Genomic DNA, 26,254 nt, shown 5'->3' with positions numbered 1-26,254 from the left:
CGGAGGAACACGTGCGGTTTTCCGCAGGGTGCGCCGAACCGGACCCGGCTAGCGTGGCCGATCATGAAGTCATTCGACGGAGCGGCCCGGACGGTGACCGCGCTCGCCCTCGGCGCCGTCCTCGCGCTCCTGGAGGCGGCGGCCGGGCTCCTGTTGCTGCCCCTCCTGGCGTGGCCGCCCGGCCGGCGGGCCGCCGCGGGCGCAGCCGAGCGGCTCGTGCGCCTCGAACAGTGGCGCCTCGACCGCCTGCTGGGCGTCCGCGTACCGCCGTACGGCCACCGGCGCACCCTCGCCTACCTGACGGCGCGCTGGCCGATCGGCCTGCTCGGCGGCGTGGTCCTCGGCTGCGCGCTGACCGGTACGGCCTATCTGCTCTTCGCCCTCGGCGGCTGGCTGTTCGTCGACCTGCGACAGCCCCTCATGGTCGTCCTCGGCGGTCTGGGCGGCCTGCTGCTCCTCTTCCTCGCCGCCCAGGGCATCGGCCAGGTGGCCCGCATGGAGGGCGAGTTGGCGCATCGCATGCTGGGCCCCAGCCAGGCCGACGCCCTCGAGGCCCGGATCGCCCAACTCGCCGCGAGCCGCAGCGAGATCATGGACGTCGTCCACGACGAACGCCGCCGCATCGAACGCGACCTGCACGACGGCGTCCAGCAACGGCTCGTCGCCCTCGGCATGCTCATCGGCCGCGCCCGCCGCGCCCAGGACCCCGAGCGCACCGCCGAACTCCTCCGCCAGGCCCACGAGGAGAGCCGCCACGCCCTCGCCGAACTCCGCGAGGTGGCCTGGCGGGTGCACCCCGCGGTCCTCGACCGGGCGGGCCTGCGCACCGCCCTGGAGGCCGTGGCCGAGCGCAGCCCGCTGCCGCTGAGACTGACCTGCTCCGTGACCCGCCCCCTGCCCGGGCCGGTCGAGACGGCCGCGTACTTCGTCGTCGCGGAGGCCGTGACGAACGTGGCCAAGCACGCGGACGCCGGCACCGTGGACGTACAAGTGACCTGGGAGGACGGCATGCTGGACGTACGGATACGGGACGACGGCACGGGCGGCGCGGACCCCGCCGCGGGCAGCGGCCTGGCCGGGCTCGCGAGCCGGGTGGCCGCGCTCGACGGACGCTTCACCGTCGACAGCCCGCCGGGCGGGCCCACGGTGATCGGGGCGGAGCTGCCGTGCGCGTGATGCTCGCCGAGGACTCCACCCTGCTGCGCGAGGGACTCGTCCGGCTCCTCGCCGAGGAGGGCCACGAGATACGGGCCGCCGTCGGCACCGCCGTCGAACTCCTCGCCGCCGTCGAGGCCGACCCGCCGGACGTCGTCGTCGCCGACGTCCGCATGCCGCCCACCCACACCGACGAGGGCCTGCGCGCCGCCCTGGAGATCCGCTCCCGGATGCCGGAGGTGGGCGTCCTGGTGCTCTCGCAGTACGTGGAGAAGCGCTACGCCACCGAGCTGCTGACCGACGGCACCGGAGGCGGCGTCGGCTACCTCCTGAAGGACCGCGTGGCCCAGGTCGACGACTTCCTGGACGCCCTGGACCGGGTCGGCCGGGGCCGCACCGCCTTCGACCCGGAGGTCGTCCGACGCCTCCTGGCCCGCTCCACCCACACCGACCCCCTCGCCCGCCTGACCCCGAGGGAGATGGAGGTCCTCGCGGCCATGGCCCAGGGCCACACGAACGCCTCGCTGGCCCGGCGCCTGCACGTGTCGCAGAGCGCGGTGGAGAAACACGTCAACGCGATCTTCGACAAGCTGGAACTGACGGGACGGAGCGAGGGGTACAGCAGGAGGGTGCTGGCGGTCCTGCGATACCTGGACAGTTAGGCCTGCCTTGCGGATCGGGCCCGACGTCCGGCAGTTCCCTCACCCAGCCCGGGCCGACGGCACCGAAGGGCCGGCCTCAGCCGCAGCAGCCCCCGCCGCAGCACCCACCGCCGCCACCCCCACCCGCGGCGGCGCCGCCCGCGGCGGACGCGGTGCCGCCGACGGCCACGGCGGAGAGCATCTTGACGGTGTCGTCGTGCCCGGCGGGGCAGGCGGCGGGCTCGCCGGACTCGGCCATGGGCCGGCTGAGCTCGAAGGTGTCGTCGCAGGTCCGGCAGCGGTACTCGTAACGAGGCATGCGCACAGGTTACGGCTTGCCGCGCTCCTCACGAATCCGCTCGACCACCTGGCCGGCGCTCGCGCGGATGGCCTCCAGCTCGGTGAGGAAGGCCCAGTAGTCCGGATGACGGCCGCTGTCGAGCGTGCCGACGGCCCGGTCGAGCCGGGCGACGGCCTCGTCGAGGGGCCGCGCGTGCCGGGGCTCGGGGGTGCTGCGCCCGGCCATCGCCAGCCGCTGGGCGTCGCGGACGACGAAACGGGTGCGGTCGATCTCGGCCTGGGGGTCCTTGGCGACGGCGTTGAGGCGCCGCAGCCGCTCGCCCGCCGCGGAGACCCCCTCGTCGGCGGTGTTGAGCAGGGCGCGGACGGTCGCGAGCAGCGAGGTGGCGTCCGGCCAGCGCTGCTCGGCACGGGCCTTCGTGGCCTCGGCCAGCCGCTCCTCCGCCTGGTGGGCGGCGGTCGCGGCCTGCTCGGGCACGTGCTGCAGGTCCTGCCAGCAGGCCGCCGAGAAACGGCGGCGGAGTTCCGACAGGACGGGCTCGACGCCCTCGGCCCGGGTGGCCAGGGCCTGGGCGCGGGTACGGAGGGAGACGAGCCGCCTGTCGATCTCGGCGGCCCGCTCCGGCAGGCGGGCGGCCTCGGCCCGCACCGCCTCGGCCTCCCGCAGCACGGTGTCGGCGCGCTGGAGCGTCTCGGCCACGCCGTGCCGCCCGGCGCCCTCGTTGAGCTTCGTCAGCTCGGGTCCGAGCGCGGCGAGCCGTCCGGCGAGATCGTCGGCGCGCAGCCCGGCCTCGCGCGTGGCGTCGAGGGCACCGCTCGCGGCCCGGAGCGCCTGCCGCGCCCGCTCGACGGCGGGGGCGAGCCGGGCGAGCTGGGTCTCGGCGCGGCCGAGCAGCGGGGCGAGCCCCTGCTCGAAGCGGTCGAGCTCGCCCTTGACGCGGACGAGCTCGTCCTTGGCCCGCTCCAGTTCGGCACGGGCACGGCCGGCGGTGGCGGCGTCCAGCTCGACGCGGTCGAGGTCGTGGGCGTCGACGGCGGTGATGTAGACATGGCTGACCTCGTCGATCCGCCGCCCGAGTGCCGCGAAGCCCTCGACGGCCCGGCGGGCGTCCGCGGAGTCGTCGGCGGCGGTGATCGTCTCGATGGAGATCACGAGCCCGCGCTGGGCGGTGTCGAGCTCGTAGAACGCGGCCGCGGCGGCGTCCTTGGCCGCCTGCGCCTCGGCCCGCCGGCTCTCGTCCCGCCCCCCGAACCACCGCCGGGTCCCGCCCCCGGCGAAGGCCTGCGGCAACAGGGCTCCCACCAGCAGCGGAAGCGCGAGGGCCACCCCCCACATGCCGGTGATCCCGGGCGCCGTCCCACCCCTGTCCTCGGTCGCCGCCACGATCCCTCTCCCGTGCTGTGTCCGCCGCCCTGCCCGGTCCGCTTCATTCTCCCACCAGCCAAGGACGAAGACACGAGCCCCTCGGTTCAGCGCCCTGGGCGGGCGCCCGGCGCCCTCGGGCCGGCGTCCGGCGGCCCGAGGGTCGGCGTCCGGCGGCCTCGGGTCGGCGTCCGGCGCCCTCGGGCCGGCGCGTGGCGGTCGCGGGCGGCGCCCTCGGGCGGGCGGCCGCGGCCGGTCCGCCACCCGCCGGTAGGCCCTTGCCGGCGGTGCTGCGGGGTGCTTTCCGGGGCGGGTGCCCTCCCGCGCCGGGGGTGGCTCCCTGGGGCGGGCGTGGTCCCCGGAGGCGTGGTGCTCCGCGGCCCTGTCGGTCACCCGGCCGTCCCGGCCGGCGTCCTGACCGGTTGATACGCGGGTCACGCGACCCGCTACCCCCCGGTATCCGTTTGCGGGACCCACCCGTCGGCCATGTACGCTGTTGCCTTATTCCGCGGGTGCGTAGCTCAGGGGTAGAGCGCTGCTCTTACAAAGCAGATGTCGGCGGTTCGAAACCGTCCGCGCCCACCAGGGAAAAGGCCCCCAGCCGATCATGGCTGGGGGCCTTTGACATCCACTTCTGACATCAACGCGGGTGGTCACTCACGACCGGGGACGGCTCCTGAGCAGCCGGTCGATGTGACTCACGGCCTCGCGCTGCGTGTCCTGGACGACGTGGGTGTAGACGTTCATCGTGACGGCGATCTGGCTGTGCCCAAGGATCTCCATCACCACGCGGGGCGGGACGCCGGCGGCGGTGAGGAGCGTCGCCGTACCGTGCCGTGCGTCGTGCAGCCGGACCACCCGGAGGTCGGCGTTCTTCGCGACGCGGGTGAACGAGCGGTACAGGTTGCGCGGCTCGATGGGCTGACCGGTGCGGGTGGTGAAGACGTACCCGGTCTCCGTCCACTTCTCCCCGGCACGCTCGCGGGCGGCGGCCTGCTTGAGTCGCTGCCATCGCAGGGGAGCGACGCAGATCGCGGGGAGCGGGAGAGTCTGCTTGCGCCGGCGCCCCTTGGGGTCGTCCTCGTACACCTCACCGCCGACCCTCTGACGCTGAGTCCTGACCCGGATCTCCCGCTTGTCGAGGTCGACGTTCTCCCAGCGGAGGCCGACGACCTCCCCGCGGCGGAAGCCGAGGGCGATGGCGAGCACGAAGGCGGCGTACAGCGGGTCCTTCCGTGCGGCGGTGAGGAAGTCGAGCGTCTCGTCGAGCGACCAGGGGGAGAGCTCCCGGGCGGCCACGGTCGGCGGTTCGACGAGCGTCGCGACGTTCCGGCTCACCAGCTCCTCACGGCAGGCCGCGGTGAGGGCGGTACGCAGCACGCGGTGCGACTCCTTGGCCGTCGCGGCGCTGGTCTTCTTCTCCATCTGGACGAGGAAGCGGCGGACGTCGGCGACGCTGAGCGATTCCAGCCGCTTGGTACCGATCATCGGGACGAGGTAGAGCCGGATGTGCACCTCGTACTTGGCCGCGGTGGTCTTCTTGCGGCGCGGCTTGACGATGTTGTCGAGCCAGTACGGCAGCCACTCGGAGAGCTTCATCGAACGGGTGGGTACGGGAACGCCGTTGTCGACCTTGTCGAGGAGCGCGCGGCGCTTGGCGTCGCACTCGGCCCAGGTCTTGCCGTACGCGAACTTTCGTGCCGTCGTGCCGTCGGGCTGGAGGACGTAGACGGCGGCCTGGAAGCGTCCGTCCTTCCGCTGGGTGATAGTGCCGGCCCCGTTAGGGTTGCGCTTGCGCTGGGTGGCCATCAGGCGGCCTCCTCGATCTGGTTGTCGATGAAGTCCCGGACGGCGTCGGCGGGAACGCGGCGCGACCGGCCGATGGTCAGGGAGACCAGGCGGCGGGAGCGGATGAGGTCGTAGACGGTGGAACGACCGAGCTTGAGCCGCGCCATGACCTCCGGCACGGTGAGCAGCTCAGCGGTGGCGGTCGTCATGCTGCGGCTCCTTCCAGGGCGAGTTGGTCGCGTAGGGCTTCACGGGCGGTTTCGCGGTTGAGCTGGATGTCCCGGGCGATGGAGGCGGCGAGGGCGGCCTCACCGGGGGAGTGGCCCTGGCCGGCGTAGGCCCAGGAGGTGAGGACGAGGACGGTGTCCGGCTCGATGTCGTCGAGGCCGCGGGCGGCGCGCTCCTGGGCGGCGCGGTAGTCGGCGCGGGTCTGCCGGAGTTCGCCGAGGGTGGTGGAGTACTGCCGGGACTTGGTGGAGAAGTGGCCCCGGAAGCCGAGCATGTGGGCCCAGGCGAGAAGTCGGCGCTCCGGGTACAGCGGGTCGAGGTCGAAGCAGGCTTCGACGAGGCGGCGGGTGTGGTCGGGGACGCCGAGGAGGACCAGGGCCTCCCGGTTGCCGATGCGGCGGTCGAGGCTGCCGGTCGTCTCCGCAGCTTTGGTGGAGTACTTGGCGATGTAGGAGGCGACCGCCTGCTCGGTGATGTCGGAGCCGTCGCCGAAGGCTTTGACGGGCCGGATGTCGAGCTGGGTGCCCCAGCGGAGGCGGCGTAACGGCTGATCGCCAGCGGCAGGGACGGTGACGGTCGTGTACGCGTGGGTGGCGGCGGCGCGGATGGCATCGGTGAGGCGCTTAGTGGTCGCCCACGACGGCGGAGACGAGTCGGGGCCGTCCGGGCCGTCGATGCGGACGACGGCGTGGAAGTGGACGGCGCCCCGCTTCTGGAACTCAGCGACCTTCCCGTACGAGATCCGGGCGACCGCCTTCAGCTCCCGCTGCGAGAGGCCGGCCACGGCGGCGACCTCCCGGCGGAGTCGCGTCGTGAATCGCTGCCAGAGCTGCCCAGCGTGGTTGTTGAAGAGGACGGCGGCGGCGTAGTCGTACGACTCGGGGTCGAGCGGGGTACCGAGGGCGGTGTCGTCCTCGGCGTGGTGGGCCCCGCAGCGGCACGGTCGGGCGCCGGGGCGGTTGTGGACCGGTCCGAAGGACGGGGCGGTGAGGGTGAGGAAAACGCGGGGGTGCTCGCGGACGGTGGCGGGGATGTCCCGGGCGTTGTCACCGGCGAGGCCGGCGCGGATGAGGTGGTACGTGTCGCCCGCGTAGGTCCAGGCGCAGGCGGGGCAGCGGGAGGCCCGGCGGTTGCCGCAGGCGATCCGGAGCCGCGCGCCCGGTTCAGTGTCGGTGGAGTACCGGTGGAGGGTCTCGCCAGTGGTCTTGTCCCGGGTGAGGGTCCAGCCCTGGAGGTGGATGGGGTGGGAGCAGCCGCCGGTGCGGTGGATCTGCTCCTTCCAGCGGTCGAAGTCGGGGGACCCGGCCACCCGGAGCATGTCGCCCAGGGTGGCGGTGTCGAATCCCGCCGACGAGGCGGCTGGGACGGTCATCATGGAGTGCTTCCTTCTGGTTCTGCGAGCTGGGTAGGAGCGGGGCTTCCGGGCGGCGGAGACTTGGCGGTTGAGCCGCCCGGAAGCCCGACTAGCGGCGCCGGTGCTGGCCGTTGAGGAGCGAGCGCAAGGCGACGGCGCACACGGCGACCGAAGCGGCGGTGACCGCGACGGCGAGCAGCATGGAGACCAGGACGGTGCCGACGATCAGGACGGCTCCGGCACCGCCGGCCACGACCACAGCCAGGCCGGCCGGGGTGAGGCGCACGGCGGAGAAGCGCGCCGGGACCGGAGCAGGGGCCGGGGTGTGGTGGTGGTTGCAGGTCACCGCGTCGGCGGTGTGATGGGGCGCGATGTCGGCGGTGGCGGTCGGCTGGACGAGCGGGGTGACGATGCCGGTCGGGAGCGGGTTGACCGGGATGCGGGGTCGGAGCATGACGGTTCTCCCTACTTGTTGATCGTGGTGTCGATGAGCGGGGCGAGGACGCTGTCGGCGAGGAGGTAGCCGCCGAGGAGGATCACGGCGACGAGCCACCAGGGCGGGCGGATGAGCTTGATGCCGAGGCCGCCGACGACGATCAGGGCGAGCCAGAGCGGGACGTCCATGACGCAGGTGTCCTTCGGGTCAGCGGGCGGTGCAGCGATGGGTGCGGGCGGCGAGCTGGGCGGCCGAGGAGCTGGAGTAGTCGGCGGACCAGCCGCAGCGGTCGGCCGTGCACACAGCGGCGTACTTCGTGCGGCCGTGGCGGTCGCGGCGGGTGCCGATCTGCACCGGGCCGATCCGCATCACGGAGTGGAAGTGGTCGCGAGCGGCCATGAGGGTCTCCCTTCAGGCGAGCTGGGCGGCGATGGCGTTGGCCATCAGGGGCGGGACGCCGAGGCGGGCGCGGAGGGTGTCGGCGTCGATCGGGTAGCCGGTGCGGGCGCGGTAGTCGTCGGCGACCTTCCGGGCGTGAGCGACGAGGGCCGGCGGTACGGCCACGGGGGCGGGTTCGGGCTCCGGGACTGGCTCCGGTTCCGGAGTGGGGAGGGCCGCGGCGGCGATCGCTGGCTCCGGCTCGACCACGTCATCCCGCTCGATGACCGCTTCCACGGCCGAGGGTTGCCCGGCATCCGTGTCGGGTTCGGCAGGCTGGGCGACCGCCGGATGCCCGGGGGAGTGGACGAGAAGGGTCCCGCCGAGGAAGGCGAGGGCAGGCCAGCCCGCGACGAGGATGCGCAGCCAGGCAGGGACGTGGCCGAGGTCGAGGAGCCCGGCGGTGGCGACGTTCGCACCGAGCGACGCGGCCAGGGCGACCATGAACCACGTCCAGGCGGAGCGGGCAGGTTCACCGGCGGCCCGCGAGGTCCGCAGCCGATGCCAGGCGGCGACGAGCAGGAGGTCCACGGAGACCGGGTAGGCCCAGGCCTTCCAACCGGACTGTCCGGCAGCCGCAGCCAGGTCGTGGAGGTGAGCGAAGGACAGGGCGCCGGCGATCACGGCTTGTACGAGGACGGCGTCCGGTCGGCGGATGGGACGCATCGGGGGTCCTCCTTCCGATATGAGGCATGGGAGGGGTAGGGACCTGGCGTGAAGCGGTCACGCCGCCGTGGAGCGAGGGGATTCAGGCGATCGCAGGAGCCGTGACGGTCGAGGGCGCCGCGGCTTTGCCCAGAGGCGGCAGGACGGGCCGGAAGGCGTCCAGCGCGGGAATCTCGGGCGTGCGGTGGACGTGGGAGTTCGCGATGTTCACGGCCCGCCGGAGCGTGAGGTGCGGGGTGCGGATGCGGACCCACCCACCGGAGGAGTCACCGGCGACGGCGGTGCCGGGCCGATCGGTGCGGATCTGGACCGTGGCGAGGACGGCGTCCGGGGCGATGTCCCCGAAGGCCATGTTCGCGGAGGTCTCGTCGTTGACGCGGTGAGCGGTCCGGCCGGTGAGCTGGGCACGGAGCATGGTGATGCCCTTACCGAGCTCGGAGCCGAAGCGCTGCCCGCAGATCTCCAGGTAGATGCCGGCGGCGCGACCGAGCTGGGAGAGCCGGACGAGGGAGGTGATGATCCGATCCCGCCGCTTCTCTTCTTCCTTCGTGGCGAAGAGGGCGAGTTCGGCGACCTCGTCGACCAGGAGCACGATCGGCGTCGGTCGCAGGTGATCGGGCAGGTCCCAGATGTCGGCGGTGATCTCCGCATCCGGCAGGTCTGCACTCAATCTCTGCTCGCGTCGGATCAGTTGATAGACGTCCTCCATGTGCTCGACCAACGCGTCGAGGAGGTCGGCGGCGGCATCAGGGTTGTCGGCCAGGGCGGTGAACCGTCGGGCGAGCGGGGCGAGTTCGACTCCCTGCTTGCAGTCGATCCCGACGAGGGCGACATCCAGCGCGGCGAGCGCAGCGACGAGGTTGCGCTGATAGACAGACTTCCCGGACTGGGTGGCACCGACGTTCAGGGCGTGCGGGGTCTGGCGGTAGTCGCGGTAGTAGACCTCCCCGTCCTCCCGCATGGCGACCGGAACCCGCATCACCCCACCACGGGCAGCCGCGGGCATTTGGACCCGCTTGAGGACGTCGTACCCGGTCATCCGCAGCTCGACGACACCCGAGCGGATCTCTCGGGCAGTGACGTTCTGCATGACGAATGAGTGCCGGAGCCGGTCCGAGGCGGCGGAGAAGTCGAACGCGTCCTGACCAGGGCGGAGCTTCACCCGCAGGACGAGCCCGGTACGTGTCGGCCGCAGCCGCAGGATCCGGGGCGCTCGCGAATCGGGGATGGGCCGGCCGGTCATCCGGGCCAGCGCCAGACGCCAGCGCGAGGGCGGGACGGTCAGCCCACACGCGTCCATGACCGACGCGTACCGGGCGAGAATCCGCACCACCGCGAAGACGACGCCGAAGGTCATCCAGTACCAGGCCGGACGTTGCCACCGCAGGAGTAGCGCGATCGTGGCGACCAGCGCGAGCGTGACCGTTAAGGCGGTCATGGGTCAGCCGACCTTCGCGGTGGCGAGCGAGGTGACGGCGACGGCGCGGAAGCTGATGCCGTGGCGCTTCTGGCCGTTGAACTCGTTCTCCCAGGGCCGGGCGACGACGCCGGTCAGGGCGACCGGGGTGCCCATGGACAGCTCCTCGGAGATGCCGGTCTTGGGCACGGTCAGGTTGAGGATCTCGGCGTTCCCGTCCATGACGAACATGACGTCGACGGTCATCAGCGGGGCGCCGGTGTCGCGGTCGGTGGCGATCTCGCCGGTCTGACGGTTCGCGATCTTCGGGGCCGGGGGCTGGGCCACCATCACCATCGCGGCGGACGTGTCGACGGGGATCTGACGCACAGTGGATTACTCCTCTATAGAGGTGGGGCTCATTCACTCCTGTATAGGAGTGACATGAAGAAGAGTGCCTCACTCCTGTATATGAGTCAATCCGCCGCGGAAGGAAACCGCAGCGGGCTGAGGGAAGTTGAGAGAGCGTCAGTCGGTCGCGGGGATCCGGTACTGGAAGACGAACTGGTCAGCGGCCATGAGCGTGTCGCAGACCTCCACGATCCGCCCTTCCTTCGTCACGGCATCCCGCAGCAGGTGCACCACGGAGGCACCAGGGCTCAGAGCCAACTCCGACGCTTCCGCCTTCGAGGCCGGCCGAGCCTGGAGCGTCTCGACGAACTCGGCGAAGGTGTGGCCGTGGTCTTCGAGCCGGGCGTAGATGCCGCCAGGGCCGGGGTTCTCCGCGAACAGTTCCGGGATGTCCTTCACGACGTCCCACGGCAGATAGGACGAGGCCGTCTCGACGGGCGTCCCGTTCCGGAAGTACAGCCGCCGCCGCGCGAGTACCTGCGTCCCCGCATCGACACCGAGCCGTTCGGCGATGTCCGTCGGCGCCTCCATGGGCCCGATGTAGAGGACGCTCACCTTGGCCGTGGCGCCGGACTGCTCGGACTCGGCGAGGTAGGCAGCCTTCCCGCCCCGCCGGTGAGAAGCGCGGAACCGATCCGAGGACCGAAGCCGCACAGGAGGCCGGTCCTTCACGATCGACCCTTTGCCGTGCCGAGTCTCGACGAGCCCACTGGCCCGAACCTCCACCATGGCCTTACGGATGGTCCCGCCAGCGACCCCGTACCGCTCGACGAGCTCGGACTCACTGGGCACCATGTCGCCGGCTTTCAGTACGCCAGACCGGATCTGCTGGACGATCTCGTCCGCGATCTGCACGTACCGAGGTACGGCCCTGCCAGCTCCTGCTGGAGTTCCCACAGTCCTACCCACTCTCATATGCTCCTGTACATGAGTAACGGGAGCGCGGGAACAAAGTCAACGCCACTCCACTCGGTGTCCGTGGCCGGAGCGGTAGTGCGCGAAGACGGTCGTCTCCTGGCCATCCGCCGAGCGGACAACGGCACATGGGAACTCCCAGGCGGAGTCCTCGAACTCACCGAGGCACCCGAAGCGGGCGTGGCCCGCGAGGTCCTGGAGGAGACGGGCATCCACGTCGAGGTGGACGAGCTGACCGGCGTCTACAAGAACACCACCCGCGGCATCGTCGCCCTGGTCTTCCGCTGCAAGCCCTCTGGCGGCACCGAACGAACCTCAGACGAGTCCACCGCGGTCGACTGGCTCACGCCGGCCGAGGTCAAGGAACGCATGGCCGAGGTCTACGCGATCCGCCTCCTGGACGCCCTGGACGGAAACGGCCCCCACGTCCGCAGCCACGACGGTCGCCATCTCCTGGACACGTCGGCATGACTACCGCGAAGCCCATCAGCGAGTGGCGCGACGTCTACGACTTCTTGGAGCAGGTCCGCTTGCGACCCGGGATGTTCGTACGCGACGGCTCCCTTCTGGAACTCAAGGCGATGCTGTACGGCTACCGGATCGCATCCGAGGTCCACGGCCCCCAGGCCATGACGGACTTCGAGCATCGGGGCCCGTTTGCCGAGTGGTTGTGGCCGCGACTTGGCCACGCGTACGCCAGCCCCTTCGGGTGGGCGGTCGAGATCACGAAGGCTGCGGAAGCAAGCGGCAGAGCAGGCATCGACCTGTTCTTCGAGCTGCTGAGCGAGTTCAAGGCCGAGCGAAGCCCAGAAGCGCGGTAAGACTTTCTCTACTTCATCAAGGCACCCGCCGCGCACGGCGCGGCGCGCGCGGCCCGGCGTCCGGGCCTGCGCTCCTGTCTGCGCCCCGCTCCAGCCCGGCCGCCGTCCGCACGCCTGGCAGCTCGGGTTGATGGGTGGCAAACCCCCGATGCGGCCGAGGCAGTGCGCCAGCTCAGCTCAAGACGATGCCTCCGGCGGGGGCGCTCAGGCTCCGGGATGGAGGGGGTCCGTAGGCGGGTGCCGGCCGGTGGGTTGTGGCGGTGGGGACTCCCATCCCGTCTGCCATCGACCCAGGCAGAGCCGAGCAGACACGGCACCGGGCGTCCAGGTCGTTCGTCCAGTTGGGCGCTCCACCTGGACGCCCGGCACCGCGTCTGCTCCACGGTGTGTGGGTCGACGGCAGACGGGATGGGAAATGTGACGGCGGGGGGGTGCAGTGAACCCGAGCGCGAACGGCTAAAGATTCTATCGTTCCGTATCCAGGACGAGTTCCGAAACACCGAAAGCCCCGATGAGTAGCAATTCATCCAGCACATCAAGAAGCTTTCCTCTAGACCCAACACTAGTCGACTGTGCGTAGGCTCGAATGATGATCTCGCCGAGATACCTCGCGTTGGCGGCCGCACCCGCGCGAATATCTGCCGCAGCAGGCCCGTTCTCCGCAAGGAACCGATCAGCGCACTCGAAAACCAGATCATCGACTCGGTCAGGCGCATCGCGAAGTGTGATAAGCAGCTGGGTTGTAGCCTCGGGAAAAGCTGGAGAGGAAATCAGGTCCTTAATCGGTTTCTGAAGAGGGCGAAGGCGCCTTCCTCGAATGGCTGAAGGGAAGCCAGCTGCTGCCTCCTGCACGGTGGGGTCCACGTCATTGATGAAACTAGTAAAAGCGGCACGCACTAGCGAGGGCTCTCGTACATCAGCCAACTGAGAAGCGCATACGGAAGCAGCTCCCTTTCTGGCGTGGATGTCATTCCCTGCGAGAACATCTCCCAGCAGTTCACCACATTCCCAATGGACCGCTGCATGGGTAGAAAATTGGCCTCCTACTTCTCGCACCTCAGGTTCAGTCGAGGAGAGCATTCGGGCGACGACGGGTCGAACCAAACTGAAATCATCTTGTCCGATGGCGATCAACAGGCCGGCGAATGGGCGTGTAGCAAGCAATCCGTCTTCGCATTTGAGCAGTTCGGTGAACGCTTGTAGGGACCTCTCGCGGGCATGACGCAGCGAGGCATGAAGCAGATGGGCGACGCAAGAACGGATAGTTATGGCGGGGTCGGATGCCAGAGGTTGCAGAATTGGCGATACAAGTGCAGTAAGTGAGCCGTCAACGTCAAACCGAAGGATGTCTCCGAGCACTTCGATAGAACTACCGCGAGCGGAATTGAATCCGGAGGTCCAGATACTTTCACCCAGATTGGGACCGCGATCTGATTTCTCGAAAACGAAGTGTTCGTCGGCCTGATTCGGAGGAGCTACTGCGACGCCAATCAGGATCTCAACTAGGTCAACTGGCACTTCGCGCAAGTATCGACGTAGACCGTATCCCAGCCAGCGATCGGTAGCTGGATGCCCAAGTTTGGAGATATGTCGTACCGCTGAAAAAATAGCACTCGGGTCGGCCATCGGGGCAGCTTCAGCAAAGCCCATCAGGACGGCTTCGCTGTACGCAGGATTAATAGAGGGAGTAAGTCTCTGCGCGAGGTCGGCAAAGCGAGCGGGATCTTGCTTAGTTTGTTCCTTTAGAACGCTCGCCAGCTCATGGGCACCCCCCGTGAAGTTGGTCCAGTTTCTGCGATCTCCGGAATGCTTGTTCATTGCGCTCAGCCACTGGTCATCGCTCATATGCAGCGCGGCGCTAGGTGCGATTGGAGAACCGATGAAGCCCCCCGTGATGCCTTGAGGCTGATCTGGCTCCTCGACTCCATGGCGGCGTCGCAATTCACCGAGTCGCCGACGTCCGTCTGAGGAGAGCCGACCATCGGGGAATGCCGACAGCAACGTAAACTGGTGCCATCGCGATGATCTGCCACTTTCCCAAGGGAAGTGGACGTCAAGAATTACTTGTTCCAACGCTGCCAGGACATCATCATTAAGGAACTTGCAAATGGCGTATATCAGCTCGCGCGTTCGCCACACTGCACTGTTTCGCGGGTAACCGCAAATGAGCCTTTCAGTCCTCTCCAGTAGCAAATCGGCGGCCCAATGAGCGTGAGTATTCCCCGCTTCAATAAGCCCACCGTAGAGCAGCCATTGAGCCGTCTCGTGAACATCGCTTGCCAGATATTGAAGGATGGGGGTAGCAGTCTCAGGATCATTCTGGACCTTGCGAACTGCGAGGGAAGTTGCTTCGAGTAGCGAATCCTCCAACTCCTCGTGACCGCCTCCTGGCAAGCGATTTGAGAAGTGCCGGTCCAGACGGGGCCACCCTTCGCGATCAGGTTCCTCTGTCGCGGACATAACCTCCAATAGGTATGGAAGTATGAGCTCGCAAAACTTCTCAGGTGCACTTTCGGCGCTAGATAGAACGATCTGGTTGAGTTGGTGGTCTCTTCGGGTAAGTTCCGCAACCTTCCCCGAGTCGTCTAGAGCAAGCGCGTTAGGGCGCTCGGCTAGGTGGGCAAACAGAAGCTCGATTCCCCAGTCAGGGCGGTGACTCGATATCTCATGCACCACTATCCACAGAAAATCTTGGTTATGGCTGGAGTAGCTGCCGCTCCGTACTGAATCAAGTAGGAGCTCAAAAAGACTTCGGCTCTCATGTACGGGCGCAGCATGCGCCACCTGGAGCAGCCATGAGGAGTATTCCGGAGCGTCCTTCAAACTCGACAAGAGATCGGCGATTCGATCAGTGTATTCGATCGCACCGCCTGTCATCACTTCGAGAGCGAGAGATCTCTCGATGGTAGTTCCATCGAGCCATTGCTCAACTACACCCTCGCTGTCGATGCGACTGAACCAAGGAGACGTTCTGAGTGATCGGCAGAGTCTTTCGCTGAACGCTGGATTCTCCTGCAGCGTGCTTTCAACAGCTTCCCACTCAGCCGCAGAGGGGTCGTTTAGGGATGGGATCAGTGAGAGCACCACATCTTTAATGTGAAAACGGATTTCGTTGTTAGCGAGAAGGGATCTGATTTCTGTTGCGAATCGCGAGTTATCGGTTTCTCGCAAGTGAGTCAAGACTTGCCTGACTTGGGCCCTCCGGAAAAGCTCTTGTTCGCTACTGAGTAGAAAATCAACAAGATTTTGGTCGCGCGCGACCCAGACGCGAGCAAATGCATAGTCGAAAAAACTTTCATGGAAGAATGCGACCTTGTGGCCATCTCGGACAAGTACGTTCTCTGAGACCAGAATTCCAGCATCAAGTGCCAAATCTTCTGCGTCCAGAACTGTCGCTGGTACGGATAGCTGCTGGCGCGAACTCATGGATTCGGCAATCGTAGAAACTACCTTGTGGAACCGGACCGCACTTCTTCGCTGAGAGCAGTCCATCAACTTCCGTTGCCAGTATCCGTCAAAAAGTTGCTTTGTAGATTCGAACCTCAAGGCCTCAGGGTCATTGGTGACGTGACTGAGCAAAACCAAGTTCAAGGGCGTCCGGAGCAGATTTCTCTGGCGAGCGTCCAATTTGGAGACGGATAGTCCCAATGACTCGACAGCAGATTCGACCTGAGCTTCAGAGAGGGGATTGACCTCGACGTGTGTACATCTTTGACTATCGACCAACTCGCGAATCCGATAGTCGTTTTCGACATCGAATTTTCGACAGGCGAGCACTACATGCATGCCGGGGAAAGCCTCAGCTTCCCTCGCTAGATTTGCAACAGCGTCGAAGCTTCTGGGCATCCTGCCCGAAACTAGACTGACTGCGTCAACTTGGTCGATCAGCAGAACGCATTTCTTGTTTCCAGCAGCTGAGGCCAGCGCGGCCACGGGTGACATCTCAAAGCCCAGCGCCTTGCCGAGATCAGTCGTGGTGGAGAAGTGGTCAAGCCTGTCAAGGCGAAAAGCCAACGCCGGCAGGTTGGAGGTCTGAATGTTGCGGTAGAACTGGTGCAGGATGGCACTTTTCCCACCGCCAGCTGATCCCATTAGTAGTGTTAGCTGGTGAGAACCGTCAGCTGCATCCATGAGGCTTCGCGCCTCATCGCGCGTAATGGCGGGGGCGAGGAGTTCCCGCTCCACGCTTGCTGCCCAACTGTCGCTGGTCTCACGAATCTTTTGGAATAGGCTCGTCGAGCGATTATTCGAAGCCCGGTAAAGACCGTATCGTTCGAGGCGATCTTCAATGGCCGCCTGGTCAAGCTTTACGCCCAGGTTATGGAGAACCATGTCTCCCAATCCGGCGGCGGCTAGGTGCCCGGAGGCTCCCTCAAGGTAGAAGGCAGCAAGCGCCGCATTGGTCCTGATTAGTTCTCTTTCATCATGCCAAGATATGTGAAATCCTTGCAGTACTTCCCATGCCTTTTGGGGAGACCCGAAAATTTCGGATTTGGCAAGTTGATTGAAAACATCTCGTAGTTCTTCTGAAGTGAGCCACTGATCTATAAAGGACTTGAGATCTTGAGATCGTTGTGCGCGATCGGATATCTCTTGCAGGGGCTTGGCTGGCAATATCGAAACGAAGTGAAACTTGCGACCTGCGTCAATATGGTGACGTGCGTCGTGCCATATTCCTCTTTCTTGGAGGCTGGACACGCTCCATGAGTTAATATTACGATTTTGTCTCTTGAGTTGATGAACTTCTTCGATCTCGCCATTGTGAAAAGTGAACTCAGAGCCTCTCTCGAGCTCTGGATCGGCGTCCTCAACTGTTATGGACTGACCCTGACCGCTGAGGATCCAAAGTAGATGCCTAACTACCCAAGCGCCCTCGTACCGGTTGCCGAACTTGTCGGTCTCGCCGCCTGTTCGAGGGCTCATGAGCGTCTCCTAGCCAGCTTCAGCCACCCTGGTCTGCAACGACCTTACTGCTGTGGGCCACCAGCGTCTTCCGTTCGTCGCAACAGAGCTCAGGGCGATCTCTGGCAGTACCTGCATGGTTGACGGTGGGTGAGTACTTCGCGTTGGCGCGGTGCATCAGGCAGGAGCTACAGGGCCTCAGCTTCGAAAGTCTCGCTGTTGGGGTTCAGGGCTGGCTGGCCCTACGGGAGGGGTGATCGGCGGGCGCCGAGGCCGGCAGCCTCACAGCGGTGCCGGGTCCGCAGGCGGCTGCCGACGTCGGTGACTCTCGGCAACGCGCAGGGTATTGCGCAAGGAGTGCGTGAGGTCTATTGCCAAAGCTCGGAGTTCCTCTGGGGGCAGCTCCCTGTTCCTGAGCATCCCGGATGCAGCGGCCAAGGTGTCCATCGCAGCGGAGAGCTGAGTGTCTTCGATGCTGTCCGCGATCCGGGACAGGAGGCTGTTGTTGTCGTCAGTACTAAGGAAGCACGGCTTGCCGTCGGGATCCGTCCATGGAAGGAGCCGTAGTTCGTAGTGGGGCATCATTCGCCTGCTTCCCTTGTCTCGGCTTGGGGACGTGTGATGAAAACTGCATCGGTACTGCTGGCAGGGAGCACCGAAAGGGTTACCGCGATTGTTCGCCCCGCGGCATCGGTGGCCACGCTTGTGATCGCGAGTACGGGCTGAGTGAGAATGATCCGGAGATCTTTTGCTTCTTTGGGAGTGGGGAGGCGGGCGGTGACCGTCTCTTGGGTTTCCGTCCAGCCTGTGTTCCGCCAACCTGGCCAGTAGAACGCTTCAGAAGGCGCGGCTGGCGCGAGGTCCCGGGGGGTATAAATGCGAGCCACGCTTCGAGGGGTCTCGCCCTCGTAGGTGGTGCAGTGGAACTCGGCCAGGGGGGTGTTGGTCGGGACTTTCAGGAGGGCTCTGATGCGGCCGCAAGCTCGGAGGTTGGTCGTGCGGATGGTGGTCTGGAGGTCGGGGGCAAACGGTACGCCGGCGCCGCCCGTGTAGGTGATGCGGCGGAGCGGAGTGCGGACGAAGTTGCCCTTGCCGTGGGTTTTCTCGATGACTCCTTCGGCCTGGAGGAGGGCGAGGGCCTGGCGGACCGTCGGGGTGCTGACCTTGTAGTGAGTGGCCAGCTTGGGTTCCGAGGGGAGACGGGCTCCGGGCTTGAGGCGGCCGGTGGTGATCTGGATGCGGAGGTCTTCGGCGATGGTGTCGCGGAGGGTCGGCACGGTCGGGGTCACCACCTTTTCTGGACTCGGAGGGCGACCAGGCGGGTGCGGGGGTGCATGGTCAGTTGCTCGCCCGTCTCGAAGAGGAGGCGTTTGGCGCCGAGGGGGAGCTGGCGGAGGTCGGCCACTCGGCAGGGCTGGCCGCCGATCTGGATGACGTCGCCTCGCTGGACGTTGATCGAGGTGATCTCGATGGGGGCGACCACGGCGCCGGTTGGGGTCCAGGGCTTCATGCCGTTGCCTCCGGGCGGGTCGGGGTGGTCGCCGGCGTGTGGCAGGAGCAGACGCATGCCTCGTAGATCACCGGGATGTCGACCGGGGCCGTTGCCGGGGAGGAATGGGCGCACTCGTGGTGGGTGCCGATCTGGCACCGGGACGAGCGGTACGGGGTGGGCTTCGCGTGGGACATCAGGCCGCCTCCGCCGGCGTGGGGTGGGGGTGCTCGGCAGTGAAGACGTGCCAGCTGGCGAGGGGTGTGCTCGGGTCGATGGTGGCCGGTCCCAGTGGGGCGGCGCGGCGTAAGGGCTTGTGGGGGTGGGTGGTTCGGGCGTGCCGCGGTCTGGTGGGGTGGAGCGCGCGGCGGATACGGTTGCGCATGCTGATCAGCTCCCATCGCTGATGGCCGGGTCCCCGGACGTCGCGTGTCGCGGGGACCGCTTGTTCACGGCGGCCCAGAGGGTTCGTCCGCCCAAGCTGGTGGCGAGGAGACCGAAGCGGTCTGCCTGGGCCAGGACTTCCAGGACCTCCCGCCATGTCTCTGCCGGAAGGGTTTCCGGGACCTCCGCTTCGATCGACGTGTCTCTGGCGTGGGCCAGTACGCGTGTGGTGAGTCCGAGGGCGGACAACCGGGCGGCGAGAGCCTCCGCGCTTACTTCGGGAGCAGGCACAGGGCAGCCTCCGTTACCGGTGATCACTTTAAGTGAAGCTAGTTAACTAGATTAGAGCTAGTGGACTAGATTTTCCATATGCCTGAGCAGCCGCCATACCTCCGTATCGCCGACGAACTGCGGCGGCGGATCGCGGAGCACGAGTGGAGTCCTGGAGACCGGCTGCCCTCGCGGGCCCAGATCGGCCAGGAGTGCAGGGTGGGCGAGAACGTCGTTCGCCGGGCCCAGGAGCTGTTGATCTCCCAGGGTGTGCTGGAGGGGCGGGCCGGGTCCGGGACCTATGTGGCCGAGCCACGGCAGCGGGTGCGGATGGTGCGGTCCGCGGCGCGCGAGCAGCCCGACGGGTCGCCGTTCCGGGCGGACATGAAGGCCGTCGGGCGGAACGGCGGCTGGGAGAGCCGGACCGATGCGAAGGTGCCCGCGCCGGCGGAGATCGCTGCCCGGCTTGGGATCGGTGAGGGCGAGCTGTGCGTTCGGACCGTGTACGAGTTCCTCGCCGATGGGCGGCCCGTGCAGCTGTCTACGAGCTGGGAGCCGTACGACCTCACCGGCGGGACTCTTGTCGTTCTGCCCGAGGGCGGGCCGCACGCGGGGGCCGGTGTTGTGAACCGGATGGCGGAGATCGGCGTCACCGTCAGCCATGCTGTCGAGCAGCCGGAGCCGCGGCAGGCGAGTGCCGAGGAAGCCTCACTTCTTGGGATCCAGAAGGCCGCGCTCGTCACCCACATCCGGCGGACCTACTACAGCGACCAGGGCCGGCCTGTCGAGACGGCGGACATCGTCGTGCCCGCTGCGCTGTGCGAGATCGTCTATGAGATCCCGATCAATCGCTGACGGAGTACCACGCAAGGGGGAGTCATGGAGTCGCTCGGTTTTGCCATCGGCGGTTTGATCTGGGGCGCACCTGCTGCCGCTCTCGCAGTGCTGGTTGTGGTGGCCGTCGCGGACGGCCGATGGCGGCGGAAGGCCATTGCGGCCCTGGAGGGGGGGGAGCGGGCGGCGGACGGGCAGTACGCATCCGGTCGGACGGCCAGCACGGCGGAAGAAGCCTGAGCCTGTTTCCCGGGGCGTGTGCTGTCGGTGTGCTGCTGTCCGCCGCGGTTGCGCCTCCCCGCTCTGCGTCGAGCGCTGGAAGCATTCCAGGGTCCGGCGACGAAGGGGGCAGGATGGTTCAGTCGAAGTGCGGTGCTCCTACCCAGAGCGGGGGCCGCTGCCAGAACAAGGCGATGACGGGTACCTCTCGGTGCTCCAAGCACCAGGGGCCGTGGTCGCCTTACGGGGTCGAGCAGCGGAAGAAGAAGGAAGCCGAAGCCAAGATGAAGAAGCTTCGGAAGAAGCGGTAGCGGGCCGTCGAGTGCGGCCGGCTGACATCTAAAACTGACATCAACGGTGGCGGATGACGGTGGTCGCACGCGAACCGCCGTGGCGGTGGTGACCAGCGATCCGCCCTTGGCGAGAGCGATCCGCACGAGCTTACAAAGCAGATGTCGGCGGTTCGAAACCGTCCGCGCCCACCAGCAGGTAGCACGACAAAGGCCCAGGTCACCGGTACTGAACCGGGAGCCTGGGCCTTGTCCGTTCTTTGGCCGGGAAGGCGGCTACGCGGCGCCGTGCCAGTTACGTGCCAGATGCGTCGCCGGACTCGTTCGGCCGGACTTTCTTGATCTGCTCGTCGAAGTGGGCGGCGATGGCGTGGTCACGCCCGTTCACCAGGTGCTGATAGATCGGCGCGGCCCGCACTGACGAATGCCCCATCCTCTGCACCAGCTCCCGCGTCGTGGCGCCGCCGGTCGCGGCGAGGGTGTTCCCGGTGTGGCGCAGATCGTGGAAGTGGACGTCGCGGAGGCCGGTGTCCTTCAGGGCCCGCAGCCACAGCCGGCGGAAGTTGTTCCGGCGCAGCTGCCCGCCGCGGGCTCCGGTGAAGAGCAGCCCGGTCCGACCCGACTCGGGCCCGCACCGGCCGAGATCGTTGCGCGGCTCGGGATCGGTGAGGGCGAGCTGTGCGTCCGGACCGTGTACGAATTCCTCGCCGACGGGCGGCCCGTGCAGTTGTCGACGAGCTGGGAGCCGTACGACCTCACCGGCTGGACCCTCGTGGTTTACGAGATCATCTACGAGATTCCCATCAATCGATGATGGACCTGATCCAGTCGGGAGGGGCGCGAATGGCGGACGATCTCCAGTTCAGCTGGGAACTCAGTGGCTCGGGGTGGGCAACATACCGAATCGCCGACAGTGCTTCGGAGCAGAAGGGTTTCGTCAGCTACTGCACGGACGCCCTGGCCGACTTGCTGCATGCTGTGGCGGGTCTCTATGGGCACTCACCCGCCCAACGAGTCTCGTTCGATCTCGAACCCGCCGAACTGAGGTGGCGACTCCTGCGCCAGGGAACAGACGTGGCCATCGCCATCTTTCGGTTCCCGGACATGTCGACGAGCTGGGACTCGCCCGACGAAGCGGGCGCCCTCTCCTGGAGCTCGACACAGCCCCGCAGCGTGCTGGGCCATGCCGTGCTGGAAGCCGCCGAGACGGTGTTGCGGACGCACGGTGAGACCGGATACCGGGAGATGTGGGTGCTGCATCCGTTCCCTGTCGCCGCTCTGCAAGACCTTCGACGGCTGCACCGAGGCAACGACGACTGCGGGCACGAGCAGTGCCGGAACAACCTTGAGCACTGACATCTCACACGAGGTTCAGCGGCACAGTCCCATGATGATGTCGTCGAAGTCGGGGAACTCCTGCGTGGCCTCCGCGATGATCACCGGTGCCGATGCACGCCGGTCGGGAGCGTGCTGCTCCGCGATGGCCGCCAGGTCCTCGTTGACCTGCGGAGCCCAGTCGGACTCGGGTTCGTAGAGGGCGGCCGCTTCCCACGGGCCGAAGCCGTCAGCCAGCAGCCATAGGAAGGCGCCCAAGTCGCGGGCGACTACCCCGGTCTCTCCTTCGGAGCCCATAAAGACAACGGGCTGCTCTGCGAGGTCCCGGCCTGGACGGATGAGCCAGAAGGCTGCGTACCCGCCGGTGCCGTCCTGGCCGAAGACGCGGAAGTCATCGCCGGTCAGGTCGCTGTTGCCCGTCCATGCACGGAGCCAATCCGTTGTCTCCTCGGCAGTCAGGAAGGACTCGTAAGGTTCGAAGTCGACGCCGTCCTCGCCTATGCAGTCGAGCCGGACCGCCATGGCAGCGGCGAGCACAGCGGGAAACTGGCGGTCCTCGTTCGAGATCATGCGAACAGATTAGTGACCGCTCGGGAGGTCCACGAAGCCTCTGGCGTCACCGACTGCGCGCGCTGGCGTTCGCAGGAGGCTCGTAAAAGCAGCCGTGAGCAGCCGCCCGCCGCGGACAATGACGTCATGACGTTGACGATCTGGGTCGATGACTGGCAGATGCAGTGCTGCGGAGAGAGTTTCAAGCCGGGGGACGTTGTCTCGTGGACGTTGCTGGAGGTCGAGCCGGAGGACTACGCCGACGTCGTCGGTAGCGAACGTGCGGATGAGATCGACTTCTGCGAAGAGCACCACGGCCAGGACGAAGGGCACGCGCCCACCTCGGTGGAAGTGGTGTCGATCGTCGAGGTGCACTGCCGTTACGGGATGCCCCCGGGCGCCACGGACAAGGTGAACTACCCCGTTCCGGGCACGACCGTCCTGGTGCCGGTCGAGAAGGCGGACGGGTGGGCGAAGGCCAGGCCGGGCGTCAGGTTCGCGGGCTACCTGGTGACGGCCCGGCGCGCCGCGGACGGGCCGGAAGGTGCGGCTGCGCGCGGTCGATGAGGGGCCGGCGCCAAGCGTGCCAGACGCCTGCCAGATGGAACGGTCAACCACGGTCACTGGAGGATCGCTGTGGCATCCGCAGCTTGTGGCAGCCGTCGTAGTGCACAGTGCGGTTGAGCTGCGATGACGGATCAGGTGCGGGCGCCAGGCTTGGAAAGCAGATGTCGGCGGTTCGAAACCGTCCGCGCCCGCCAGTAGGTAGATAGGCAAAGGCCCAGGTCAACGGTGCTGAAGCGGGAACCTGGGCCTTGTTCGTTCCTCGGCTGTGGGGGCGGGTGGAAGGCGTCGTGATTTGGGGCGATGACTGGCCGGTGCAGTGCTGCGGATTACCGTCGGGCTGGTGAAGGGCTGGGGCTCGGTGGGTGGCGGCTTTCGGCAGGTTCGTTTCTTGTCGGTCGGTGCCGGCAGGGGCATGGGCGTCGTCCTGGAGGGTCGCCGACCTGCTTGACATGGGGACTTGAACGCGTTCAATGTGGGGTGGTCGCCGCCTTGCTGGGGTGTCGCTGTCAGGCGGGTGCGAGGTGTGAGGGGCGGGGGCGTATGGGTGGCGGACGGCATCGGCGGATACGGCGGGCGTTCGTGGGCGCGGCGGCGGGGGGTGCGGTGGCACTCCTGTTGGTCTCCTGCTCCGACTATGCGGTCCGGATCGACACCGCCGATCAGCTGACGGGCGTCTGGTCGGACTTTGCCGGGAGGACGGTCGAGTTCAAGGACGACGGCACCTTCACGGCCAACGGCTTGGACAAGGCGGACGTCGGCACAGAGTGCTCCGGGATCGCGGCGCAGCAGCGCGGAACGGTGTCGCTCTCCGGCCCCGGAGGGTACGGGGAGGTCAGCTTCGACGGCGTGGACTGCGCGGGCATGAAGCTGGCCTTCTACGGCTCTCCGACCTCCTTCGTCGCCTGCTTCACCCAGGACGTCGCCCCCGGGACGGGGTGCACCGGCGAATTCCATCGACAGCACGCCGATTCCGGTGCTCCTCGATCCGGAGCGACTCCTTGATCGTCACGCCGCACCGGCTGCTGCGGTGGCTGTTGTCGGTGGGTCGCTGGGAGTGGCGGCTGCAGCGGGGTGCGGCGGCCGATCCCCTTGTGCTCGTGCCCGTGCCATGACGCCGGCCCCGGACGACCGGTCGGGGGCCCGAGCTTCGGCGTGCTCGTGGCCGGGTGGAAGCCGGCGCTCGCGGCGGGGTGTTGGCGGCCTGGGTGTCAGGCGTGTGGCTGGGACGGGTGGGTCCAGGCGCCGAACCACTGCTCCGCGCCGTACTCCTCGAAGCGCTCCACCTCGGTGAAGCCCAGCGTGGTCGCGAGGCGCATCGCCCGCACGTTGGCGGTCTGGGTGGTGAGGACGACCGGTTCGCCGGGACGGGTCTCCGTGAACCACCCGAGTGTCGCCGCGCACGCCTCCGCGGCGTATCCGTTGCCCCATGCGGCGGGCAGCAGCAGGTAGCCGAGCTCCGCCTCCCCGCCCTCCGGGCGGACGTGACCCCGGCGATCCGCGGCGCGCGGTTCGATCGTGACCACACCGATCATCGTCCCGTCGCGCTCGATCACGAAGAGGCCGGGGCGACGCCCGGGTATCTCCGGCATCGCGCCCTCGACCTCGGCGCGGGGCCGGGCGCCGCCGATGTACGTGCCCACCTCAGGCGACGAGAACAGCTCGATGAACGCCGCACGGTCCCGGGCCTCGGACGCGCGCAAAACGAGCCGTTCGGTCGTGATCGGGGCGGGGGGCCAGGAGTCGGGGCCGAGTTCTGTCATGGCAGGCAACGTATCCCAGGAGGGTCCCGTGGTTCGGTTCGGGCGCCAGGCCTCGGGGGCGGGGCGGGGCGGGGCGGTCTCCCGGTCGCGAGGAGTCTTTTCCGTAGGTTCCGATGTGGTGATCGCATCCGTCCGCGAGTGGAACGAAAGGGGAGGGTGGGTGTGCTCGACTCGCCCGGGACGCCTCGGTGCCGTGGGGGCAGCTATTTCCTCGTCCAGGCCGAGGGCTTTCGCGCCCTGGGGGTCGGCCGGTGGGTCGAAGTCAGTCGGGAAGCACCTGGGTTCAAGCAGGACGGTGACGCCTTCCGGGGGTTGAGGATCGTTCCCCTGGTGTTCCCCTTGTCCGTGGGCCGACTTCGAGCCCCTTCCCGTGGGCCCGCTTCTACCGAGGTGAGGAAGTCGACGCGTTCGGGCGGGCCTCGCTGTCCGGGGGCTCGTTCACCTGTGGGTCCCGGGGACCGGGGCCGTGTTCTGGCGTGGGGTCATCGCGTGTTGGGGATCGTCGCGTCGGGCGGCGGCACGTAAAGCGTCGGCACGTCGGTGCCGCCCCGGCCCCCACCCCGCCCTGGCTCCGCACCTCGTAGCGGCCAGGGAAGCGCTCTGCGGCTCGGTTTCTGATTCTGCGCGTAGCTCGTGGATGAAGCAGGGGAAAGACCTGATTCGGTTTCAGGGGGAATGCGTCGGAGGAACTGGTCCCCGTGGCGAATCCGCCCACCCTGCCTCCATCGATTCGTCGAGCGTTTCATCTCGTGCCGCTGCCGCCGTTGTTGCCGGAGCGGCATCACCGACCCGAGGTGCCGCGGTGCTGCGGTATACGCCGTTTCCGCCGGATTCCGTTCGATGTCGCGCCGGAAACCGAGCGCACTCGCCGCCGAATGCGAGGAACTCGTGAAGTCGGTCATCTGACCATCAGATCATGGCGAAATCGATGTCAGATAACGGCAGGACCATGGACCCCCGGTGAAGGCGGACCTACGGTTCAGCTGCTCGTCACAGCGCCTGACGGCGGCGGACGCTCTTCAGTGAATTCGGGTCATTCGCCGCCCCGTAGCGAAAGAGGCAACACATGGGCAGGTCCACGTTCACTCGCATCGCCATGGCCGGCGTATTCGCCGCCGCCGTGATCGTCACGTCGGCGGGGCCGGCTTCGGCCGTGTCCGACAAGACCATCTATCTGCCGTACGGTCGCGGCTACATGAAGTTCATCGACGACGGTGACGTCTTCGAGATCTGTGACACCAAGGCGGACGGTCACGGCGTCAAGGGGGTGCTGAAGAAGCAGTACCTCGCCGGAAACATCTCGACGATATTCACCGAGGAGGACGGCGGTGACTCGGGCTGCGACAAGCACCCCTACAACGTCGGGAACGACGGCTGGTACCAGATGGAGCTCACCTGGAACGGCGGGGGCGGTCTCGTCGAGTCCGGGTGGTTCAACGAGTAGACGGGCAGGGGAGGAGCGGGAGGGTTCGTCCCGCTCCTCCCGGCCCGCTCGTCCTTCGTGGGTCGTTCGCCGGATGTCGTCGAGGGACCCCGAAGTGTCCGCCGAGGAGCCGCGGTTCGGTTCGGCGAGGCGCTCCGGTTCGGTCCGGGGAGGCGCTCCGGGTCGGTCCGTCGAGGCGCTCCGGTTCGGTCCGGGGAGGGGCCGGCGCAGGCCGGCAGGGCCGACACCCGCGCGGTCCCGGCCGGGTCGGTCGGCGTCGGCGCGGTCGCCTTGACGTGCTCACGTGGTGGGGGATGTAC

29 protein-coding genes, 1 tRNA gene and 3 pseudogenes are annotated in these 26,254 nt (G+C 67.4%); 12 read left to right on the top strand and 21 right to left on the bottom strand.

What is annotated here, in order from left to right; genetic code table 11:
- Positions 1 to 63 precede the first annotated feature (63 nt).
- Both ACGF1Z_RS08825 and ACGF1Z_RS08820 read left to right on the top strand, forming a co-directional pair.
- A complete protein-coding gene (locus ACGF1Z_RS08825) occupies positions 64 to 1,176 on the top strand; it encodes a sensor histidine kinase (protein WP_393001464.1) in 1,113 nt (370 codons plus the stop codon).
- Complete coding sequence (locus ACGF1Z_RS08820) at positions 1,167 to 1,817, top strand: response regulator (protein WP_393001462.1); 651 nt, start codon at positions 1,167 to 1,169, stop codon at positions 1,815 to 1,817. Before ACGF1Z_RS08825 ends, ACGF1Z_RS08820 begins: the two co-directional genes overlap by 10 nt.
- Positions 1,818 to 1,893: 76 nt before the next feature.
- Here ACGF1Z_RS08820 and ACGF1Z_RS08815 read toward each other — a convergent pair whose 3' ends face one another.
- A complete protein-coding gene (locus tag ACGF1Z_RS08815; protein WP_393001460.1) occupies positions 1,894 to 2,115 on the bottom strand; it encodes a zinc ribbon domain-containing protein in 222 nt (73 codons plus the stop codon).
- Positions 2,116 to 2,124: 9 nt separating this feature from the next.
- On the bottom strand, positions 2,125 to 3,432 hold the full coding sequence (locus tag ACGF1Z_RS08810; protein ID WP_393002439.1) for a hypothetical protein: 1,308 nt from the start codon (positions 3,430 to 3,432) through the stop codon (positions 2,125 to 2,127).
- A 537-nt stretch (positions 3,433 to 3,969) separates the two neighbouring features.
- Between ACGF1Z_RS08810 and ACGF1Z_RS08805 the strand changes: the two genes are divergently transcribed.
- Positions 3,970 to 4,044: transfer RNA gene (locus tag ACGF1Z_RS08805), tRNA-Val, on the top strand.
- Between the two features lie 72 nt (positions 4,045 to 4,116).
- On the opposite strand, the gene ACGF1Z_RS08800 is transcribed toward ACGF1Z_RS08805, so the two are convergent.
- From ACGF1Z_RS08800 to ACGF1Z_RS08755, 10 genes are all read right to left on the bottom strand, one after another.
- A complete protein-coding gene (locus tag ACGF1Z_RS08800; RefSeq protein WP_393001458.1) occupies positions 4,117 to 5,268 on the bottom strand; it encodes a tyrosine-type recombinase/integrase in 1,152 nt (383 codons plus the stop codon).
- The gene (locus ACGF1Z_RS08795) at positions 5,268 to 5,456 is read right to left on the bottom strand and encodes a helix-turn-helix domain-containing protein (protein ID WP_184929959.1); all 189 of its coding nucleotides are present in this window, start codon (positions 5,454 to 5,456) and stop codon (positions 5,268 to 5,270) included. The genes ACGF1Z_RS08800 and ACGF1Z_RS08795 overlap by 1 nt, the downstream gene beginning before the upstream one ends.
- Entirely contained in the window at positions 5,453 to 6,850 is a 1,398-nt protein-coding gene (gene repSA, locus ACGF1Z_RS08790; protein WP_393001456.1) for a replication initiator protein RepSA, read from the bottom strand. The genes ACGF1Z_RS08795 and repSA overlap by 4 nt, the downstream gene beginning before the upstream one ends.
- 88 nt (positions 6,851 to 6,938) lie before the next feature.
- Entirely contained in the window at positions 6,939 to 7,283 is a 345-nt protein-coding gene (locus tag ACGF1Z_RS08785; RefSeq protein ID WP_393001454.1) for a SpdD-like protein, read from the bottom strand.
- An 11-nt stretch (positions 7,284 to 7,294) separates the two neighbouring features.
- Positions 7,295 to 7,453, bottom strand: coding sequence for a hypothetical protein (locus ACGF1Z_RS08780; RefSeq protein WP_093876298.1), 159 nt, complete (start codon positions 7,451 to 7,453; stop codon positions 7,295 to 7,297).
- Between the two features lie 19 nt (positions 7,454 to 7,472).
- Complete coding sequence (locus ACGF1Z_RS08775; RefSeq protein ID WP_393001452.1) at positions 7,473 to 7,664, bottom strand: mobile element transfer protein; 192 nt, start codon at positions 7,662 to 7,664, stop codon at positions 7,473 to 7,475.
- A gap of 12 nt (positions 7,665 to 7,676) precedes the next feature.
- A complete protein-coding gene (locus ACGF1Z_RS08770) occupies positions 7,677 to 8,369 on the bottom strand; it encodes a DUF2637 domain-containing protein (RefSeq protein WP_393001450.1) in 693 nt (230 codons plus the stop codon).
- Between the two features lie 82 nt (positions 8,370 to 8,451).
- Positions 8,452 to 9,807, bottom strand: a complete 1,356-nt coding sequence (locus ACGF1Z_RS08765) for an FtsK/SpoIIIE domain-containing protein (RefSeq protein WP_393001448.1) — start codon at positions 9,805 to 9,807, stop codon at positions 8,452 to 8,454.
- A gap of 3 nt (positions 9,808 to 9,810) precedes the next feature.
- Positions 9,811 to 10,155, bottom strand: a complete 345-nt coding sequence (locus ACGF1Z_RS08760) for a hypothetical protein (RefSeq protein WP_123451908.1) — start codon at positions 10,153 to 10,155, stop codon at positions 9,811 to 9,813.
- Positions 10,156 to 10,293: 138 nt separating this feature from the next.
- Entirely contained in the window at positions 10,294 to 11,091 is a 798-nt protein-coding gene (locus ACGF1Z_RS08755; RefSeq protein WP_393001446.1) for a GntR family transcriptional regulator, read from the bottom strand.
- Between ACGF1Z_RS08755 and ACGF1Z_RS08750 the strand changes: the two genes are divergently transcribed.
- Together ACGF1Z_RS08750 and ACGF1Z_RS08745 are read left to right on the top strand one after the other, a co-directional pair.
- Positions 11,092 to 11,562, top strand: coding sequence for an NUDIX hydrolase (locus ACGF1Z_RS08750; RefSeq protein ID WP_393001444.1), 471 nt, complete (start codon positions 11,092 to 11,094; stop codon positions 11,560 to 11,562). It abuts the gene before it with no gap.
- Positions 11,559 to 11,912, top strand: coding sequence for a hypothetical protein (locus ACGF1Z_RS08745; RefSeq protein WP_393001442.1), 354 nt, complete (start codon positions 11,559 to 11,561; stop codon positions 11,910 to 11,912). The genes ACGF1Z_RS08750 and ACGF1Z_RS08745 overlap by 4 nt, the downstream gene beginning before the upstream one ends.
- A 465-nt stretch (positions 11,913 to 12,377) precedes the next feature.
- On the opposite strand, the gene ACGF1Z_RS08740 is transcribed toward ACGF1Z_RS08745, so the two are convergent.
- The 5 genes and pseudogenes from ACGF1Z_RS08740 to ACGF1Z_RS08720 all read right to left on the bottom strand — a co-directional run.
- On the bottom strand, positions 12,378 to 16,835 hold the full coding sequence (locus ACGF1Z_RS08740; RefSeq protein WP_393001440.1) for an NACHT domain-containing protein: 4,458 nt from the start codon (positions 16,833 to 16,835) through the stop codon (positions 12,378 to 12,380).
- Between the two features lie 560 nt (positions 16,836 to 17,395).
- Positions 17,396 to 18,091 carry a GntR family transcriptional regulator gene (locus ACGF1Z_RS08735; protein WP_393001438.1) on the bottom strand — a complete coding sequence of 232 codons (696 nt, stop codon included), beginning with the start codon at positions 18,089 to 18,091 and terminating at the stop codon, positions 17,396 to 17,398.
- 8 nt (positions 18,092 to 18,099) lie between these two features.
- On the bottom strand, positions 18,100 to 18,381 hold the full coding sequence (locus ACGF1Z_RS08730) for a hypothetical protein (protein ID WP_393001436.1): 282 nt from the start codon (positions 18,379 to 18,381) through the stop codon (positions 18,100 to 18,102).
- Between the two features lie 118 nt (positions 18,382 to 18,499).
- Positions 18,500 to 18,688 (bottom strand): hypothetical protein, encoded by a 189-nt coding sequence (locus ACGF1Z_RS08725; protein ID WP_393002481.1) that lies wholly within the window; start codon positions 18,686 to 18,688, stop codon positions 18,500 to 18,502.
- Between the two features lie 15 nt (positions 18,689 to 18,703).
- A pseudogene (locus ACGF1Z_RS08720) lies at positions 18,704 to 18,978 on the bottom strand (hypothetical protein); the annotation flags it as partial.
- 78 nt (positions 18,979 to 19,056) lie between these two features.
- Between ACGF1Z_RS08720 and ACGF1Z_RS08715 the strand changes: the two are divergent.
- The gene (locus ACGF1Z_RS08715) at positions 19,057 to 19,812 is read left to right on the top strand and encodes a GntR family transcriptional regulator (protein ID WP_393001434.1); all 756 of its coding nucleotides are present in this window, start codon (positions 19,057 to 19,059) and stop codon (positions 19,810 to 19,812) included.
- A gap of 24 nt (positions 19,813 to 19,836) precedes the next feature.
- Positions 19,837 to 20,031, top strand: a complete 195-nt coding sequence (locus ACGF1Z_RS08710; RefSeq protein WP_393001432.1) for a hypothetical protein — start codon at positions 19,837 to 19,839, stop codon at positions 20,029 to 20,031.
- Between the two features lie 564 nt (positions 20,032 to 20,595).
- Here ACGF1Z_RS08710 and ACGF1Z_RS08705 read toward each other — a convergent pair.
- Positions 20,596 to 20,733 carry an integrase gene (locus ACGF1Z_RS08705; RefSeq protein WP_393001430.1) on the bottom strand — a complete coding sequence of 46 codons (138 nt, stop codon included), beginning with the start codon at positions 20,731 to 20,733 and terminating at the stop codon, positions 20,596 to 20,598.
- 15 nt (positions 20,734 to 20,748) lie between these two features.
- Positions 20,749 to 20,877 (bottom strand): annotated as a pseudogene (locus ACGF1Z_RS08700) (site-specific integrase); the annotation flags it as partial.
- Positions 20,878 to 20,925: 48 nt separating this feature from the next.
- On the opposite strand from ACGF1Z_RS08700, the pseudogene ACGF1Z_RS08695 reads away from it, so the two are divergent.
- A pseudogene (locus ACGF1Z_RS08695) lies at positions 20,926 to 21,078 on the top strand (GntR family transcriptional regulator); the annotation flags it as partial.
- A 32-nt stretch (positions 21,079 to 21,110) separates the two neighbouring features.
- Positions 21,111 to 21,656, top strand: coding sequence for a hypothetical protein (locus tag ACGF1Z_RS08690; protein ID WP_393001429.1), 546 nt, complete (start codon positions 21,111 to 21,113; stop codon positions 21,654 to 21,656).
- A gap of 15 nt (positions 21,657 to 21,671) precedes the next feature.
- On the opposite strand, the gene ACGF1Z_RS08685 is transcribed toward ACGF1Z_RS08690, so the two are convergent.
- Positions 21,672 to 22,205: an SMI1/KNR4 family protein gene (locus ACGF1Z_RS08685; RefSeq protein WP_393001428.1), complete on the bottom strand. Its 534-nt coding sequence runs from the start codon at positions 22,203 to 22,205 to the stop codon at positions 21,672 to 21,674.
- Positions 22,206 to 22,331: 126 nt separating this feature from the next.
- Here ACGF1Z_RS08685 and ACGF1Z_RS08680 point away from each other — a divergent pair, with 126 nt between their 5' ends.
- Together ACGF1Z_RS08680 and ACGF1Z_RS08675 are read left to right on the top strand one after the other, a co-directional pair.
- On the top strand, positions 22,332 to 22,751 hold the full coding sequence (locus tag ACGF1Z_RS08680; RefSeq protein WP_393001427.1) for a DUF6578 domain-containing protein: 420 nt from the start codon (positions 22,332 to 22,334) through the stop codon (positions 22,749 to 22,751).
- A gap of 603 nt (positions 22,752 to 23,354) precedes the next feature.
- Positions 23,355 to 23,753, top strand: coding sequence for a hypothetical protein (locus ACGF1Z_RS08675; RefSeq protein WP_393001426.1), 399 nt, complete (start codon positions 23,355 to 23,357; stop codon positions 23,751 to 23,753).
- A 206-nt stretch (positions 23,754 to 23,959) separates the two neighbouring features.
- Here ACGF1Z_RS08675 and ACGF1Z_RS08670 read toward each other — a convergent pair whose 3' ends face one another.
- Positions 23,960 to 24,511 carry a GNAT family N-acetyltransferase gene (locus ACGF1Z_RS08670; protein ID WP_393001424.1) on the bottom strand — a complete coding sequence of 184 codons (552 nt, stop codon included), beginning with the start codon at positions 24,509 to 24,511 and terminating at the stop codon, positions 23,960 to 23,962.
- A 1,066-nt stretch (positions 24,512 to 25,577) separates the two neighbouring features.
- Between ACGF1Z_RS08670 and ACGF1Z_RS08665 the strand changes: the two genes are divergently transcribed.
- Positions 25,578 to 25,955 carry a hypothetical protein gene (locus ACGF1Z_RS08665; protein ID WP_393001422.1) on the top strand — a complete coding sequence of 126 codons (378 nt, stop codon included), beginning with the start codon at positions 25,578 to 25,580 and terminating at the stop codon, positions 25,953 to 25,955.
- The last annotated feature ends 299 nt before the right edge of the window (positions 25,956 to 26,254 follow it).

The organism is Streptomyces sp. NPDC048018 (assembly GCF_043202995.1).
Lineage (GTDB): Bacteria > Actinomycetota > Actinomycetes > Streptomycetales > Streptomycetaceae > Streptomyces.
The sequence above is the reverse complement of the archived record's forward strand: the minus strand, read 5'-3'. Positions and strand labels throughout refer to the sequence as shown.